Annotated in this window: 13 protein-coding genes and 1 other annotated feature; of the genes, 10 read left to right on the forward strand and 3 right to left on the reverse strand. The window is 30.2% G+C overall.

Going from position 1 to position 15,592, the window contains the following annotated elements; translation table 11 throughout:
* Window positions 1–8: 8 nt before the first annotated feature.
* The 8 genes from ACSYT2_RS15725 to gltX all read left to right on the forward strand — a co-directional run bounded on the left by ACSYT2_RS15725 (window position 9) and on the right by gltX (window position 9,357).
* A complete protein-coding gene (locus tag ACSYT2_RS15725; protein ID WP_438385156.1) occupies window positions 9–1,241 on the forward strand; it encodes an O-antigen ligase family protein in 1,233 nt (410 codons plus the stop codon).
* A 201-nt stretch (window positions 1,242–1,442) separates the two neighbouring features.
* Complete coding sequence (locus ACSYT2_RS15730; protein WP_438385157.1) at window positions 1,443–2,792, forward strand: glucose-6-phosphate isomerase; 1,350 nt, start codon at window positions 1,443–1,445, stop codon at window positions 2,790–2,792.
* A 1-nt stretch (window position 2,793) separates the two neighbouring features.
* Entirely contained in the window at window positions 2,794–3,231 is a 438-nt protein-coding gene (locus ACSYT2_RS15735; protein ID WP_438385158.1) for a YaiI/YqxD family protein, read from the forward strand.
* A 143-nt stretch (window positions 3,232–3,374) separates the two neighbouring features.
* Window positions 3,375–5,390, forward strand: a complete 2,016-nt coding sequence (locus tag ACSYT2_RS15740; RefSeq protein WP_438385159.1) for a triple tyrosine motif-containing protein — start codon at window positions 3,375–3,377, stop codon at window positions 5,388–5,390.
* An 11-nt stretch (window positions 5,391–5,401) separates the two neighbouring features.
* Window positions 5,402–6,091 carry a lytic transglycosylase domain-containing protein gene (locus tag ACSYT2_RS15745; protein ID WP_430857618.1) on the forward strand — a complete coding sequence of 230 codons (690 nt, stop codon included), beginning with the start codon at window positions 5,402–5,404 and terminating at the stop codon, window positions 6,089–6,091.
* A gap of 16 nt (window positions 6,092–6,107) precedes the next feature.
* Complete coding sequence (locus ACSYT2_RS15750) at window positions 6,108–6,263, forward strand: hypothetical protein (RefSeq protein ID WP_438385160.1); 156 nt, start codon at window positions 6,108–6,110, stop codon at window positions 6,261–6,263.
* Window positions 6,247–6,963 carry a pseudouridine synthase gene (locus tag ACSYT2_RS15755; protein WP_438385161.1) on the forward strand — a complete coding sequence of 239 codons (717 nt, stop codon included), beginning with the start codon at window positions 6,247–6,249 and terminating at the stop codon, window positions 6,961–6,963. Before ACSYT2_RS15750 ends, ACSYT2_RS15755 begins: the two co-directional genes overlap by 17 nt.
* Window positions 6,964–7,445: 482 nt before the next feature.
* Window positions 7,446–7,643, forward strand: a binding site (T-box leader).
* Window positions 7,644–7,698: 55 nt separating this feature from the next.
* The gene (gltX, locus tag ACSYT2_RS15760) at window positions 7,699–9,357 is read left to right on the forward strand and encodes a glutamate--tRNA ligase (RefSeq protein WP_438385162.1); all 1,659 of its coding nucleotides are present in this window, start codon (window positions 7,699–7,701) and stop codon (window positions 9,355–9,357) included.
* A 74-nt stretch (window positions 9,358–9,431) separates the two neighbouring features.
* On the opposite strand, the gene ACSYT2_RS15765 is transcribed toward gltX, so the two are convergent.
* The 3 genes from ACSYT2_RS15765 to ACSYT2_RS15775 all read right to left on the reverse strand — a co-directional run bounded on the left by ACSYT2_RS15765 (window position 9,432) and on the right by ACSYT2_RS15775 (window position 12,371).
* Entirely contained in the window at window positions 9,432–11,090 is a 1,659-nt protein-coding gene (locus tag ACSYT2_RS15765) for a glutamine--tRNA ligase/YqeY domain fusion protein (protein WP_438385163.1), read from the reverse strand.
* A gap of 187 nt (window positions 11,091–11,277) precedes the next feature.
* The gene (locus ACSYT2_RS15770) at window positions 11,278–11,847 is read right to left on the reverse strand and encodes a hypothetical protein (protein ID WP_430857614.1); all 570 of its coding nucleotides are present in this window, start codon (window positions 11,845–11,847) and stop codon (window positions 11,278–11,280) included.
* Window positions 11,848–11,927: 80 nt separating this feature from the next.
* On the reverse strand, window positions 11,928–12,371 hold the full coding sequence (locus ACSYT2_RS15775) for a DUF3887 domain-containing protein (protein WP_430857613.1): 444 nt from the start codon (window positions 12,369–12,371) through the stop codon (window positions 11,928–11,930).
* 149 nt (window positions 12,372–12,520) lie between these two features.
* On the opposite strand from ACSYT2_RS15775, the gene ACSYT2_RS15780 reads away from it, so the two are divergent.
* Complete coding sequence (locus ACSYT2_RS15780) at window positions 12,521–13,198, forward strand: DUF554 domain-containing protein (protein ID WP_430857612.1); 678 nt, start codon at window positions 12,521–12,523, stop codon at window positions 13,196–13,198.
* A gap of 111 nt (window positions 13,199–13,309) precedes the next feature.
* Window positions 13,310–15,583 (forward strand): DNA helicase PcrA, encoded by a 2,274-nt coding sequence (pcrA, locus tag ACSYT2_RS15785; protein WP_438385164.1) that lies wholly within the window; start codon window positions 13,310–13,312, stop codon window positions 15,581–15,583.
* Window positions 15,584–15,592: the final 9 nt, after the last annotated feature.

Raw genomic sequence — 15,592 nt, forward strand, 5'->3', positions numbered from 1 at the left:
GTTATGGCTTGGATTTATTAAAGAGGGATTTTACTTTATCAGAAATAATGAATTTTATATTATTATCAGTTATAGCAATAATGCCATTTATAGTGATAAAAGGCGATAAGATGCCATTTATGACAGGAAAGGTTATATTCTTGTATATAGTTGGGATTATTTGTTTAATACCTTTATTAAAAGATATAAAGAATTTCAAGTTTATTAAAGAAGAAATACTACTAGGTATATTTTTTATATCCCTTATCATATCAACGATATTTGGAATAGATCCTGTTACGTCTCTTTTTGGAGCAGAAGGATGGAATCAGGGATTACTTATGTATGGTGGATATATAATATTATTTTTTACAGCTAAAAAGTATTTTTCCTTAGATGAGGGGAAAATAAATATAATATGTGCAGTTGCATCTGTTATGGGAGCCTATACAATTTTACAATACTACGGAATAGATTTGATTTTTAAATATTATTTAAAGCTGAATGTAAAAGTAGATACTATTGCAACTATAGGTAATAGAAATTTTGTTGCAACATACATTGTTATTTTCTTATTGATTTCAGTATCTATGTATATTTTTAATGAAAAAAAAGCATATTTAATATATTCATGTATATTATTTGGGGCATTATTGGCTACATTAACAAGAGGAGGATGGGTAGGATTAGCAGTTGCATTATTATTTGGTGCATTTCTTGTTATTAAAGAAAAAAAATACTATAAAAAGATAATAACAATAGTTTTATTATTTTGTGGAATATTTTTTGTTATGAACATAACTAGGGATAATATGTTGATTTCTAGGAGTAAAAGTATAATAGAGGATGCATCTGATATTAAAGATGGTGGCGGAAGTGGAAGAATAAGAATATGGAAAGGGACAATTAACTGCATAAAGAAGAATCCTTTTTATGGAAGCGGGATAGATTCTCTTAAATTAAACGCTGTATTAAATGGGATAGACAATGATATGAGATATCCAAAGGCTCATAATGAATTTTTGGAATATTGGCTATGGGGAGGTATAGTAACACTAATAACTTATGTGTTACTTATAGGAATGATATTGTGGAAATTATATAAGATTAGGAGTAATAACATTGCAAAAATTTTTATGGTTGTTATTATAGGATATCAGGTTCAAAGCTTCTTTAATATTAGTGTACTAGAAGTAGCACCGATTTATTGGATATTATTAGGTTCGGCTGTTAAATTCTATAGGGATAATAAGAACTTATAAGTTATATAGGGTATTAAATACGAAAAGAGCATTATAAAATCATAATGCTCTTTATATTTATGAATATTTTACAGTTATCTATATATAATTAATATGTAGCATAAAAATAGTCCATAATAATGAAGTAGATGAAAAAATAAATGTAATTATGATATAATAGAAACGGCAAGTTTCCATAATTAATATTTGGAGGTAAGAATTATGAGAAAAGGATTAACATTAGACTTATCAAAAACAGCTCCCTTTTTAAATGAACATGAAGTAGGCTACATGGAAGAGATGATTAAAGCTTCTCATGACAAGCTTCATAACAAAACTGGTGCTGGAAGTGAGTTTTTAGGATGGGTTGACCTTCCTGTAAATTATGACAGAGATGAATTTGAAAAGATAAAAAAGGCTGCAGATAAAATAAAAAATGATTCTGAAGTTTTAATAGTAATAGGAATTGGTGGGTCATATTTAGGAGCAAGAGCTGCTATAGAAATGCTTTCACATAGCTTCTCAAATGTATTAGATTCATCAAAGAGAAAGACACCTCAAATTTTCTTCGTAGGAAATAATATTAGTTCAACATATATGGCAGATTTATTAGAAGCTGTTGAAGGCAAAGAAATTTCAGTTAATGTAATCTCTAAGTCAGGGACTACTACAGAGCCAGCAATAGCATTTAGAATATTTAAATCCTATTTAGAAAAGAAATATGGTAAAGAAGAGGCTAAGAAGAGAATATTTGCAACAACAGATAAAGCTAAGGGTGCATTAAAATCATTAGCTGATGCAGAAGGCTATGAAACTTTCGTAGTTCCTGATGATGTTGGTGGAAGATTCTCAGTCCTAACAGCAGTTGGATTATTACCAATAGCTGTAGCTGGTATTGATATAGATGATATGATGAGAGGAGCAGCTGATGCAAGAGAAGAATTCTCTAATCCTTCATTAAAGGAAAATACATGTTATCAATATGCAGCAGCTAGAAATGCTTTATATAATAAAGGAAGAACTATTGAAATAATGGTTAATTACGAACCATCATTACACTACTTTAATGAATGGTGGAAGCAATTATATGGAGAATCAGAAGGAAAAGATGGTAAGGGATTATTCCCAGCAGCAGTAGATTTCTCTACAGACCTTCATTCAATGGGTCAATATATTCAAGAAGGCAGAAGAGATTTAATTGAAACTGTTCTTAACGTAGAAGAAGTTAAAAAGAGGATATTTATTGAAGAAACTCCAGAAGACGGAGATGGATTAAACTTCTTAGCAGGAAAAGATATGGACTTTGTTAATAAGAAAGCTTTCCAAGGTACATTACTAGCTCATAATGATGGTGGAGTTCCAAACATGATTGTTAATATTCCAGAATTATCAGCATACTACTTTGGACAATTAGTTTATTTCTTTGAAAAGGCTTGTGGGATTAGTGGACACTTATTAGGGGTAAATCCATTTGATCAACCAGGAGTTGAAGCCTATAAGAAGAATATGTTTGCTTTATTAGGTAAGCCAGGATATGAAGATATAAAGGCTGAGCTTGAGAAGAGATTATAGAATGAAAATTATAATAGATGGGGATGCTTGTCCGAGCATCCCTATTATTGAAAAGATTGCTAGAGATAATAATGTAGAAGTTTTGATTTTTTGTGATATACATCATTATATACATAGTAATTATTCAGAAGTTAAGGTTGTGGATAGTGGATTTCAAAGTGTGGATATGTATGTTGTTAATAACACTGCAAATGGGGATATAGTTATAACCCAAGATTATGGAGTTGCAGCTATGTGTTTACCTAAAAAGGCAGAGGTAATAAGTCCTAAAGGATATGTTTATTCTGATAAAAATATAGATAGGCTATTAGAAGAAAGACATATGTCACAAAAAATAAGAAGGGGTGGAGGTAGAACTCCTAATCCTAGAAAGAGAAGTAAAGAAGATGAAGAAAGACTGATAACAAGTTTAAAAAGAATAATTGAGAGAAAGATTTAATGCTAAGATAATATTTATTATTTTGGCATTTTTTTATACTGTCTATTAACTAATATGAGAAAAAAATGTATAATTAAATTAGAGAATTACACACACTAACTTACAATTTATGGTAAAATATAAAGGGTACTAAGAAAAAAGGGGTGAGTTACTTGGAAGATTTGGGAATATTATTTGATAAGGATAGTCCACGTAGTGTTGATGAGGAAATATTAATAGAAGCGGCTTTTAGTGATAAAGCTTTAGATTATAAATTTATAATAGGTAATGATGGAGTATGGAATACAGTTCAAGATTTTTCGAAAAGTGATACATGTATATGGAAACCAAAGGGAAAGGGAAAGTATATAATTATGGTTCAAGGTAAGGAGGAGGATTCGAGAAAACCTTTTGATTTCCTTGCCAAGGAAGAATTTATAATAGGTGAAGAAGATGTTAAGGAAAGTATAATTAAGGATGTTAGGTTAGATAAAACTAATTTTACAGTAGGAGAAAAGATAAAATTAGATGTTGTAACAAGTGATGAACCAATTTTGTGTAGATTTTGGATCAAGGGAAAACAGGATTGGGAGCTCATAAGAGATTATACAACAGAAAATACATTAATTTATACTGTAAACAAAGAAGGAAAGCAGGAAATATTAATTGAATGTAAGAGACCTGATTCAAGTGAGAATTTTGATGAATTTACAACTATTAGGTTTGCAGTGACCTCTCATACAAAAATTGAAATAACAAATTTTAAATGCTTAACAGAAGAATTATTAATTAATGAAGAGTTAATCTTTAAGGTTGATGCGACCTTTGGAGATAATAGAACATTACTTTATAAGTTTATAAAAATTAATAAAGAAGGAAAAGCAACTTGTATTCAAGATTATTCTTCTAGAAAAATGGTATCCTATCAAGAAAAGGAACCAGGAGAATATAGGCTATTATGTTTGGTTAGGGATATATTATCTAACAAAGAATATGATGATAGAGCTATAATGGTATATGCTGTGAAACCATACAACGATATAAAAATAAAGAACTTTATACCGAATGTTAACTCACCACAGGTAAATGGAAGTATAATAAATATTAAAGCTGATGTTGAGGGTGGACGAGAATTAATATATAGATATTTAATTGATGGACCTATTGCTGAGGATTCTGGATACTTAAGAGGTAATGAATATATTTGGGAGACCAAGCAAGAAGGAGAATATAAGATTACCTTATTAGTTAAAGATATTTCATTTGAAGGGGACTTTGAAGATAAAAAAACTTTTTCCTATAGTATTGATAAAAAGGGAGATAAGCCTCCTAGGATAGTTGATGTAATTTTGGATAAAGAAAAGACTACATTAATTGGACAACCAGTGAATTTAAGGGTTATTGCTGATGGTGGAGTAAGTCTTCAATATTCATTTTTGGTTTATAAGGATAATAAGGAAAGAGAAAGAGTTGGTTTTGGGAAATCTAACTGGGTAAATTTCACTCCAGAAGAAAAGGGTGAATATGAAATTGAGGTAAGAGTAAAGGATAAATATTCTAGTAAGGAATATGATAGTAATACTTTTATATATCTTAAAGTTAAAGAATATTTACCAGGGAAGATAGATTATATATTACTTCCCCATAAAAATAATTACCTAGTTGGGGATTTAATAGAGTTAGAGGCAATAGCAGAAAATACTAGAAGTATTCTTATGAGGTATGTAACAAAAATAAATGGGCATCTTGTTGAAGATACTGGATTTATTAAAAATAAAAAGATTAAAATTAAACCTAAGTGTTCTGGTAAATATACCTTTGAGGTATATGCAAAGAATATCAAGTGTGAAGATGAGTTCGATAGTAAAAAGGAAATTAGCTTATATGTTTCAGAAGCTACGCCAGTTACAAATGTTAAGATTTCTCTTGATAAAGATATTGTAAAGGTAAATGAAGAAGTTACTTTTAAAGCTACAAGTGATGGTGGTAAAGAGGTTTGTTATGAATTTTATATAATGGAAAAAGGCAATTGGATAAAGGCTCAAAGTTACAGTAGAAAGGATTATTATACTTTTATTCCTTTTTTAAAAGGTGAATATAGAGTAATGGTATTAAGTAAAAGTTTTTATAGAAAAGTAAACTATGAGGATTATGATGAAGTCACATTTGAGGTTTCATAAGGAGGATTAGGATGAGTATAAATGGAATACAAAAGCCAGAGGAAATGCTTGCATTAAATATGATGCAAAACATAATGAAAAAAAGTTTTGGGGATGGAATGGAATTTGAAATGGTTTATCAAAGCCTTTTAAATTCTATAAATGAATCACCAACAGGAGAAAGTTTAAGTAATGCCATTCAAGTAAGTGAAGGTCAAAGCTTAGAAGATATTCCACTAAGATTAATGAATGAACTTAGTTACTACAATTCTAATATAAATAAGATTAGTAATGTAACTACAACAAGTACTGACACAAAGATGCAACAGATTTATGAATCTGTTAACAAGTATTCAGAAGAATTTGGAGTTGATCCAAAGTTAGTACTTGCAGTTATTAAGGCAGAGTCAAATTTTGATCCAAATGTTACTTCATCTGCAGGAGCTATGGGTTTAATGCAACTTATGCCCGTTAATTGTAAGGAAGATGGAGTTTCAGATCCTTTTGATATTGATCAAAATATTAGAGGTGGAGTGAAGCAACTTAAAGGACATATAGATAGATATAATGGAGATATAGAAATGGCATTAATGGCTTATAATGCTGGCCCTGGAACTGTAAAAACTAGAGGGGTTAATTCTGCAGCAGACTTATATAAGATGCCAAAGGAAACACAAAATTATGTACCTAAGGTAATGAAGTACTTTAGGGAAGGAATTTAAGCTGAAAAGTAATATTATGATTGAAAAGCTAGTGAATGTCACTAGCTTTTTGTTAATTACCAAATTAACTGGAAGTCCTAGAGTCAGTGGCCTATTTGATATGAAGGTTTTTGTTGGGTATAATAGTAAAGAATTAATAAATAGGAGTTGTTTTTGTGGAGAGATTAGATAAGATTATTTCAAATTTAGGATATGGAAGTAGAAAAGAAATAAAAACTTTAGCAAAGAAAGGTTTTATAGAAGTAGATGGAGTTGTTGTTAAGGATAGTGGAATGCTTGTTGATCCCGAAATAGCAGTAATTAAGGTAAATGGCGAGGAGTTATTTTATAGAGAATACATATATTTAATGATGAATAAACCTGATGGGGTAATATCAGCCACTTATGATAACAGAGATGAAACAGTTATTGATTTACTTGAAGTTGATCATCAAGCTTTTGAACCATTTCCTGTAGGAAGACTTGATAAGGATACAGTAGGATTATTATTACTAACAAACGACGGTAAGTTAAATCATAGATTAATAGCGCCAAAATGGCATGTAGATAAAGTTTATTATGCAAAAATAGATAAGAAGGTTACAGAAGAAGATGTAGAAGCATTTAAGAATGGTATTACTTTAGATGATGGTTACCTATGTAAGGAAGCTAAGTTAGAGATACTTTCATCTAATGATGAAGGATCAGAAGTTAAGGTTACCATTCAAGAAGGAAAGTTCCATCAGGTAAAAAGAATGTTTGAAGCTGTAGAAAAGAAGGTAGTTTATCTAAAAAGAATAGAATTTGGAGGGCTTCCTTTAGACCCAGACTTAGAAGAAGGCGAATATCGTGAATTAACAGAAGAGGAATTAGCACTTTTAAAGAGCTATTAACGAATATTAGAAAAAAATGAATGGAAATAATTCATAATAACTAATAAGTTAAATATTTTTACTAAAATCTCTTGCATTTTAATAATCAATAACATATAATATCAATGCAAGGATAAATAAAAGGAATAAATAGCCCCCTTTTTATTTATTGCTTATTGCTAAAGCGCAACCTAGCCCCAAGGGTTGCGTTTTTTTGTTTTCACAAAAATATTAAGATGTAATTGTTAACAATTACGTTTTTTATATTTTATAGCTATAATTTAATTGAAATCATATTTCAAACTTTGCAATATTACTAGGGAAAAGCATTAGGAATATAAAATAACTGTTAAAATAATAGGCGAAAAATGTAGAATTTTGAAATGACGCATTTTATTCATAAATAAATAAAAATGAATATTTTTATTCACTATAAATGAAAGGCAAGTTGTTTACAATATTATTTGCAGAGGTTATAATTATATAGAATTGTATATAATAAGTTAGAGGCATTGAAGAAGAAGAGTACATAAGATTAAACTTCAAAGAGAGTTAAGTATGGTGAGAGCTTAGCAAGTTTTATTATGGAAAGAAACTTTGGAGCTGTTATGGGATTCTCCCCTTATAGAGAGTAGAGTGGAATGAATATATAATTCATTCAATTTAGGTGGTACCACGGAGGCAAGTCTTTCGTCCTATATATAGGATGGAGGATTTTTTTATATTTAAGAATAAATTATAAGGAATGGTGATAAAATGAGCTTTGAAAAATTAGCTGATATTCTGTTTCCTAATATAGAGAAAACACCAGAATATTATTTAGAAAAGTATCCAAAAAGAAATTTAAAAGAAGGTGCAGTAGTAACTAGGTATGCACCAAGTCCAACAGGATTCCAACATATTGGAGGAGTTTTTGCTGCTTTAATTAATGAAAGGTTAGCAAGTCAAACTGATGGAGTATTTTTCTTAAGAATTGAAGATACAGATCAAAAAAGAGAAGTTGAAGGTGCTATTGTAGATACAATACATACAATGAACAACTTTGGTATGAACTTTAATGAAGGAATGACAGGAGAAGAAACTGAAAAGGGGGCTTATGGTCCTTATAGACAAAGTTTAAGAAAAGACATATATATGACTTTTGCTAAAGACTTGATAAAAAGAGGATTAGCTTATCCATGTTTCTGTACTCCAGAAGAGTTAAACTCAGTAAGAGAAAAGCAAATGGCAGAAAAGATTACTCCAGGATACCATGGAGAATATGCAACATGTAGAAACTTATCAACAGAAGAGGCTATTAAGAAAATAGAAAATGGGGATAAGTATATTATAAGATTAAAATCACCTGGAAATAGCGAAAATAGGGTAGAATTCCATGATTTAATTAAGGGTGACATATCTTTCCCTGAAAGTAATCAAGATATAGTTATCATAAAATCAGATGGATTACCAACATATCATTTTGCACATGCAATTGATGATGCTTTAATGAGAACAACTCATGTAATAAGAGGAGAAGAATGGTTATCATCACTTCCAATACATGTTCAATTATTTGAAGTATTGGGATTTGAAGCACCAAATTATGCTCATATACCAACAATAATGAAAAATGATAATGGATCAAAGAGAAAACTTTCAAAGAGAAAGGATGCAGAAGCAGCTGTTTCTTACTATAAGGAAGTTGGGTATCCAATGGTAGCAGTTATTGAGTACTTACTAAATATTATTAATTCAAGCTATGAAGACTGGAGAGCAGAAAATCCAACAGCTGACTATCATGACTTTACTGTAGCTTTAGATAAGATGAGTAAGAGTGGAGCCTTATTTGACATGGTTAAGCTAAATGATGTAAGTAAGGAAGTTATCTGCAAAATGAAAGCAGATGTTGTATATGATAATTACACAACATGGGCAAAAGAGTTTGATAAAGAAATGTTTGATTTAGTAACTTCTAATGAAACTATGGTAAAAGAAATCTTTAATATAGATAAAGATGGTCCAAAGCCAAGAAAAGACTTTGCTAAATGGGATGAGGTTAAAGAAAAGATATTTTACTTCTTTGATGAATTGTTTAATAGAGAAACAGAAGAACAAATAGAATTACCAAAGACTTTATCATTAGAAAATGCTAAAGAAATTATTAAGGTTTACTCTAATGAATTTAATTTTGATGCAGGAAGTCAAGAACAATGGTTTGAAGACTTAAAGGTAATAGGGTTAAATTTAGGATACTGTGCAAACAGAAAAGAATACAAAGCTAATCCAGAAAGCTATAAAGGTATGATTTCAGATGTTGCTGGAGCAGTAAGGGCAGCATTATCACATAGAACTAACACACCAGACCTTTACACTATAATGCAAATTATGGGAGAAGAAAAGGTTAGAGAAAGATTTAATTTATTCGTAAAGTAATTTTAGATGGAATTTAAATTTTATTTATATATTAATAAAGAGAGCATAGTAAATTTACTATGCTCTCTTATTTATTACTTTAATTTAAATGAACTCTTTAATGAAACAATTCTGTTAAATACTAAGTGATCATTAGTAGAATTTTTAGGATCTACATTAAAGTATCCATGTCTGAATAATTGATATTTATCTTGGGCTTTAGCATCTTTTACAGATGGTTCAATATAACCATTTAATACAGCTAATGAATTTGGGTTAATTTGTTCTAAGAAGTGTTTACCTTCATTTTCCTCTGTATCATCAAGTATTAATGGTTCGTATAATCTGAATTCAGCTGGAATAGAGTTATTTGCATCAACCCAGTGAATTGTACCTTTAACTTTTCTACCAGTAAATCCGCTACCGCTCTTAGTTTCAGGATCATAAGTACAGTGAATTTCTGTTACGTTACCATTTTCATCTTTTATAACTTCGTTACATTTAACAAAGTATGCACCCTTTAATCGTACTTCATTTCCAGGGAATAATCTGAAGTACTTCTTTACTGGAACTTCCATAAAGTCTTCTCTTTCAACATAAAGCTCTCTTGAGAAGGAAACTTGTCTAGTACCAGCACTTTCGTCATTAGGGTTATTTTCTATTTCCAGCATTTCTGATTGCCCTTCTGGATAGTTAGTTATAACAAGTTTTAATGGTTCTAATACAGCCATAGCTCTTGCAGCAGTAGGGTTCAAGTCTTCTCTTATAAAGTATTCAAGCATTTGTTCATCTACTGTTGAAGCAGCTTTAGCTACACCGATTGCAGAACAGAAATTTCTAATGGCAGCAGGAGTATATCCTTTTCTTCTAAGACCTGCTATAGTAGGCATTCTTGGATCATCCCAACCATCAACGATACCTTCATCAACAAGCATCTTTAACTTTCTTTTACTCATAACAGTATTAGTTATGTTTAATCTTGCAAACTCAATTTGTCTTGGAACTGACTCCATTTCACATTCTTGGATAACCCAATCATAAAGAGGTCTATGATCTTCGAACTCTAATGTACATATTGAATGAGTAATTCCCTCAATTGCATCTTCAATTGGATGTGCAAAATCATACATAGGATATATACACCATTTATCTCCTGTATTGTGATGAACTGAGTGAGATATTCTATATATTATAGGATCTCTCATATTTATATTAGGAGATGACATATCGATTTTAGCTCTTAAAACCTTTTCCCCATCAGCAAATTCACCATTTTTCATTCTTTCTAAAAGATCAAGATTTTCCTCTACACTTCTACTTCTATATGGGCTTTCTTTTCCAGGTGAAGTTAGGGATCCTCTATATTCCTTCATTTCTTCTGGCGTTAAATCACAAACATAAGCTTTACCTTTTCTTATAAGTAGTTGAGCTTTTTCATACATTGTTTCAAAGTAATTTGAAGCAAAGAAAAGATCATCCCATTTAAAGCCAAGCCATTCAACGTCTTCTTTTATAGATTCAACATATTCAGTATCTTCTTTTATTGGGTTTGTATCGTCAAATCTTAGATTTGTTTTCCCTTTAAACTCTTGTGATAATTGGAAGTTAAGGCATATTGATTTTGCATGACCTATATGCAGATATCCATTTGGTTCTGGTGGAAAACGAGTAATTATCTCTTTGTGCTTTCCAGTTTCTAAATCTTCGATTACTATGTTTCTAATAAAATTAGATGAGTTAGTTTCATTTGCCATAATATTTACCCTCTCCTAAAATATTTATCTTAATATATTTATTTGCTTTTACCTCTAATTTTAATCTAAGATATGAAAAAAATAAAGTAAGTATTGAGTTTTATAGTAAAAAATAGTACTGATACTAGTAATATGTCGATGATTATGACATTAATTACCTAATCAGTACTATTTATATAAAAGAAATTTACAATGCAACTGGAGTCAAGTCTGAATTAGCATAGTTAATATTATGAACTAAACCTTCATATAGGACTTCTTTATCGGATATAAGAATTAAATCCGTAGGTCTTGTTAATTCCGGAGATTTTGGACTTTCCCAAATTGAACTCTTTTCTAGCAGCAATGCTATAAATTGAGAGCAGAAGAAATGACGTTTTCTTTTAATTGGCTTGTCCATTAAAACTGCAAATAAACCTAGGAAATTATATTTATATTTAGCTTCATTATTTAATGTTATATAATAATCTAATTCTTTTTTCAATAAAACTAATTGCTTTTCAGTTATAGGAACTTTATATATTAAACATTGGCAAGTAGGAGATTTCTTAAAAACTCCTTCTTGTAAATTCTCTGTAGTCAATCCTCCTGAAAATGGATTGTTAGGATTTAGTCTTCCGAATGAATACATGTTATCGAAGTTTGAATCAAAACTTAAAGATACATGTGTATAATTACTTCTAGTAACTACTCCAATTGAACGGGATAACCATGTACCAGTTTTTGAAAATACTAAATAAATACATGCTTCTTTCATATTAGGCCTCCTTTTAAAGGGTAATCTACAGACTATATTATATAACAAATTTAGAGTTTTGTATTTATATTAAGATAAATTTAAGTTTTACTACTTGCCTCGGATAGTTTTGGTGAGCTTAGATATAGTTGATAAACTTTGTGTTCAGGATCCTCTTCCTTGAAGGTGATAGATATTTTGACACCATCAGGTTCATCTGTAAAGGTTGCATAATATATAAGTGATACATAGCCTTTATTTTTCTTTCCTTCAATAAAAGATAGGGACTCAAAGAATCCGGCATTATCTATGAGTGTACGACTTTCTTTTTCAAATACTTCATTATCAAAAGTTTCCTTCATATCATCATTTAGGTAAGATGCAAATTCATTGTAATTTGATTGAGTTAAGGCTAATAGTATTGAACTTAGGATTTGATCAGAATAAGAACTAACTTCATTATGTTCAATTTTTTTTGAGCAGCCAGTAATTGTTAGTAAAAGCACAATAATTATGCTAGCTAAAGTTAAAAATTTTCCCCTCATCCTATCATCTCCAATTTATAAAAAATCACTATAATTACATTCTAATATAAAATCTTATATTTATGATACTTTATTTGTAAAAAAATATATTTATACAGAATTATGGTAAAATAGTTAGTATATTAATTTGAACAAATTGGGGGATAAAAATGATAGGAACGATTGTTAATTGTATTGCAATAATTGTAGGCTGTAGTGTTGGGTTAATTGTAAAAGGAAAGATACCAGAGAGAGTAAGTAAAACAATAATGAATGGATTAGCTTTATGTATTATTTATATCGGAATTTCTGGAGCACTAACGGGAGAAGATACACTGCAGATGATAATATGTATTGCAGTAGGGGCGTTGGTTGGAGAATTAATTGATGTAGATAAAAGATTAACTGATTTAGGCAATTATATTGAAAGTAAAGTGGGTAAAAAGAATGAAAAGGTATCAATTGCTGAAGGTTTTGTTTCGGCTAGTTTACTTTTTTGTGTAGGGGCTATGGCTTTGGTTGGGTCTTTGGAAAGCGGGTTACAAGGAAATTATAGTACTTTATTTGCAAAATCAGTACTTGATGGTATTTCATCAATAATTTTTGCTTCAACATTAGGGATAGGAGTTATGCTATCAGCTGCAGCTGTATTTATATATCAAGGAGTAATAACGTTAGGGGCAGGATTACTATCTGGAGTGTTAAGTACAGTAGTTATCACAAATATGTCAGCTGTAGGAAGTTTACTTATTTTAGGCTTGGGATTTAATATGCTTGGAATTACAAAGATAAAGGTTGCAAATCTATTACCAGCCTTATTTATTCCTATTATATTTGGAATCTTTTAATGAATTAGGGAAAGATATAAATAGAACATATGTTGTGGTATAATATTTTGGTATTAAGGCATCTTTAACAATAGAGTTAAAGTTATGTTTGTTTTAAAAGGAGGAAGTAGGTTGGATTTAAAATCATTACTTAATAAAGAACAATATGAGGGTGCTATAACTGTTGATGGGCAAGTACTAATATTAGCTGGTGCAGGTTCAGGTAAGACTAGGGTACTTACATACAGAATGGCACATATGATAGAGGATTTAGATATACCTCCTTATAAGATTTTAGCAATAACCTTTACTAATAAAGCAGCTAAAGAAATGAGAGATAGGGTTAAGGCCATTGTAGGAGATAGAGCAGATGATATGTGGATATCAACATTCCACTCAACTTGTGTAAGAATTTTAAGAAGAGAAATAGAACATTTAGGATATAAGAGTAGCTTTACTATTTATGATTCATCAGATCAAAAAACTCTAGTGAATGAATGTATGAAAGCTTTAAATATAAATGATAAAGATATTACTCAAAGAGAGATTACAGGTAAAATTGGTAGAGCTAAGGACAAAATGCAAGGGCCTGAAAGTTTTAAAAGAGAATTTGAAGGTAACTTTAGAGAAAATAAAATAGCTGATGTTTACTTAATGTATCAAAAGAAATTAAAAGAAAACAATGCAATGGATTTTGATGATTTAATATTTAAGACTGTTGAATTATTTAAGAAAAATCCAGATGTATTAGAATTTTATCAAAGAAAGTTCCAATATATTATGATTGATGAGTATCAAGATACTAATGGAGCTCAATATGAATTAGTTAAGCTTTTAGCAGCTAAATATAAAAATCTTTGTGTAGTTGGGGATGATGACCAATCTATATATGGTTGGAGAGGTGCAGATATAAGTAATATCTTAAACTTTGAGAAGGATTATCCAGGAACAAAGGTCATAAAGCTTGAACAAAATTATAGATCAAAAGGAAATATATTAGATGCTGCTAATGTGGTTATAGCAAACAATTCATATAGAAAGGATAAATCCTTAAGAACTGAGCAGGAGGCGGGAGCTAAGATAAAAATATATAGAGCTTTTGATGATAGATCAGAAGGAGATTTTGTATCTAAATGTATTGCAGATATTAAATCTAAAGAGAATAGAAAGAATGAGGACTTTGCTATTTTATATAGAACTAATGCTCAATCACGTATATTTGAAGAAACCTTGAGAAGGAGAGGAATTGGATATAAGATTGTAGGTGGAACTAGATTCTATGATAGAAAGGAAATTAAAGATTTAATTTCGTATCTTAAGGTATTAGTGAATCTGCAGGATGATATTAGTTTAAGACGAATAGTAAATGTTCCTAAAAGAAGTATAGGGGATGCTACTATTAATAAAGTTCAAGACTTTGCGGAAAGCTTTGGATTAAATTTATGGGATGCATTAACAGAAGCTAGAAGTATTCCAGCACTAACTCCAAGAAATGCCACATGTATAGAAAAGTTTACTTCTCTTATGGAAAATTTCCTTATTTTAAAGGAAACAGTACCAGTATCAGTTTTAATTGAAAGTATATTAAAGGATACTGGATATCTTGATGAATTAGGAAAGTCAGATGAAATAGAGGATAAAAGTAGAATAGAAAACTTAAAAGAATTAGTTTCTGATGCTGTTGATTTTGAAAGAAGTAGTGAAGACAAAAGTTTAGAAGCTTATTTAGAAAAAGTATCTCTTGTTCAAGATACTGATAAGTTAGATGAAGATGAAGATGGAGAAGGATCTGTTGTACTAATGACAATTCATAGTGCAAAGGGACTTGAGTTCCCAGTTGTATTTATGGTTGGAATGGAAAATGGATTATTTCCAAGTCTTACTGATATGGAAAAAGAGGATCAAATGGAGGAGTCAAGGAGACTTTGTTATGTTGCAATAACAAGAGCAAAGGAAACCTTATATATGACATCTGCAGAGGTGAGAAAACAGTTTGGTAGAACGGTAAGTTATAGCCAATCTGACTTTATTGGAGAAATAAAATCAGAACTAAAAGAATATATAAATGAAAGAGGGCTTTCTAGTAGTTCATCCAGTAGTAGAGTTAATAATAACAGTTCATACTCAAATCCTCATAGTTTAAGAGGAGGCGTGTATAACTCAAGAATAACTTCAAGATCAGGGATAACAGGAATTTCAGGGTCTACTCCGGTAAGTAGTGGATCTGGTCAGCCATTAACATCAGATGAAGCTACTCTTGGAAGAAAAGTTAAGCATGATAAGTTTGGTAATGGAACAATAGTTTCTGTAACGCCATCAGGAAATGATAAGAAGTTAACTATTGCTTTTGATAAACAAGGAGTTAAAATATTAGCATTATCTTTAGCAAAGCTAGAATTATTATAAAAGATAAAT

It is taken from the genome of Clostridium zhoujianii (assembly GCF_051590805.1).
GTDB lineage: Bacteria > Bacillota > Clostridia > Clostridiales > Clostridiaceae > Clostridium.

Coding starts and splice junctions, on each gene's coding strand:
- ACSYT2_RS15730 (WP_438385157.1), top strand. CDS start 1,443: ATGAGAAAAGGATTAACATTAGACTTATCAAAAACAGCTCCCTTTTTA.
- ACSYT2_RS15735 (WP_438385158.1), top strand. CDS start 2,794: ATGAAAATTATAATAGATGGGGATGCTTGTCCGAGCATCCCTATTATT.
- ACSYT2_RS15745 (WP_430857618.1), top strand. CDS start 5,402: ATGAGTATAAATGGAATACAAAAGCCAGAGGAAATGCTTGCATTAAAT.
- ACSYT2_RS15750 (WP_438385160.1), top strand. CDS start 6,108: ATGATTGAAAAGCTAGTGAATGTCACTAGCTTTTTGTTAATTACCAAA.
- gltX (WP_438385162.1), top strand. CDS start 7,699: ATGAGCTTTGAAAAATTAGCTGATATTCTGTTTCCTAATATAGAGAAA.
- ACSYT2_RS15765 (WP_438385163.1), bottom strand. CDS start 11,090: ATGGCAAATGAAACTAACTCATCTAATTTTATTAGAAACATAGTAATC.
- ACSYT2_RS15770 (WP_430857614.1), bottom strand. CDS start 11,847: ATGAAAGAAGCATGTATTTATTTAGTATTTTCAAAAACTGGTACATGG.
- ACSYT2_RS15775 (WP_430857613.1), bottom strand. CDS start 12,371: ATGAGGGGAAAATTTTTAACTTTAGCTAGCATAATTATTGTGCTTTTA.
- ACSYT2_RS15780 (WP_430857612.1), top strand. CDS start 12,521: ATGATAGGAACGATTGTTAATTGTATTGCAATAATTGTAGGCTGTAGT.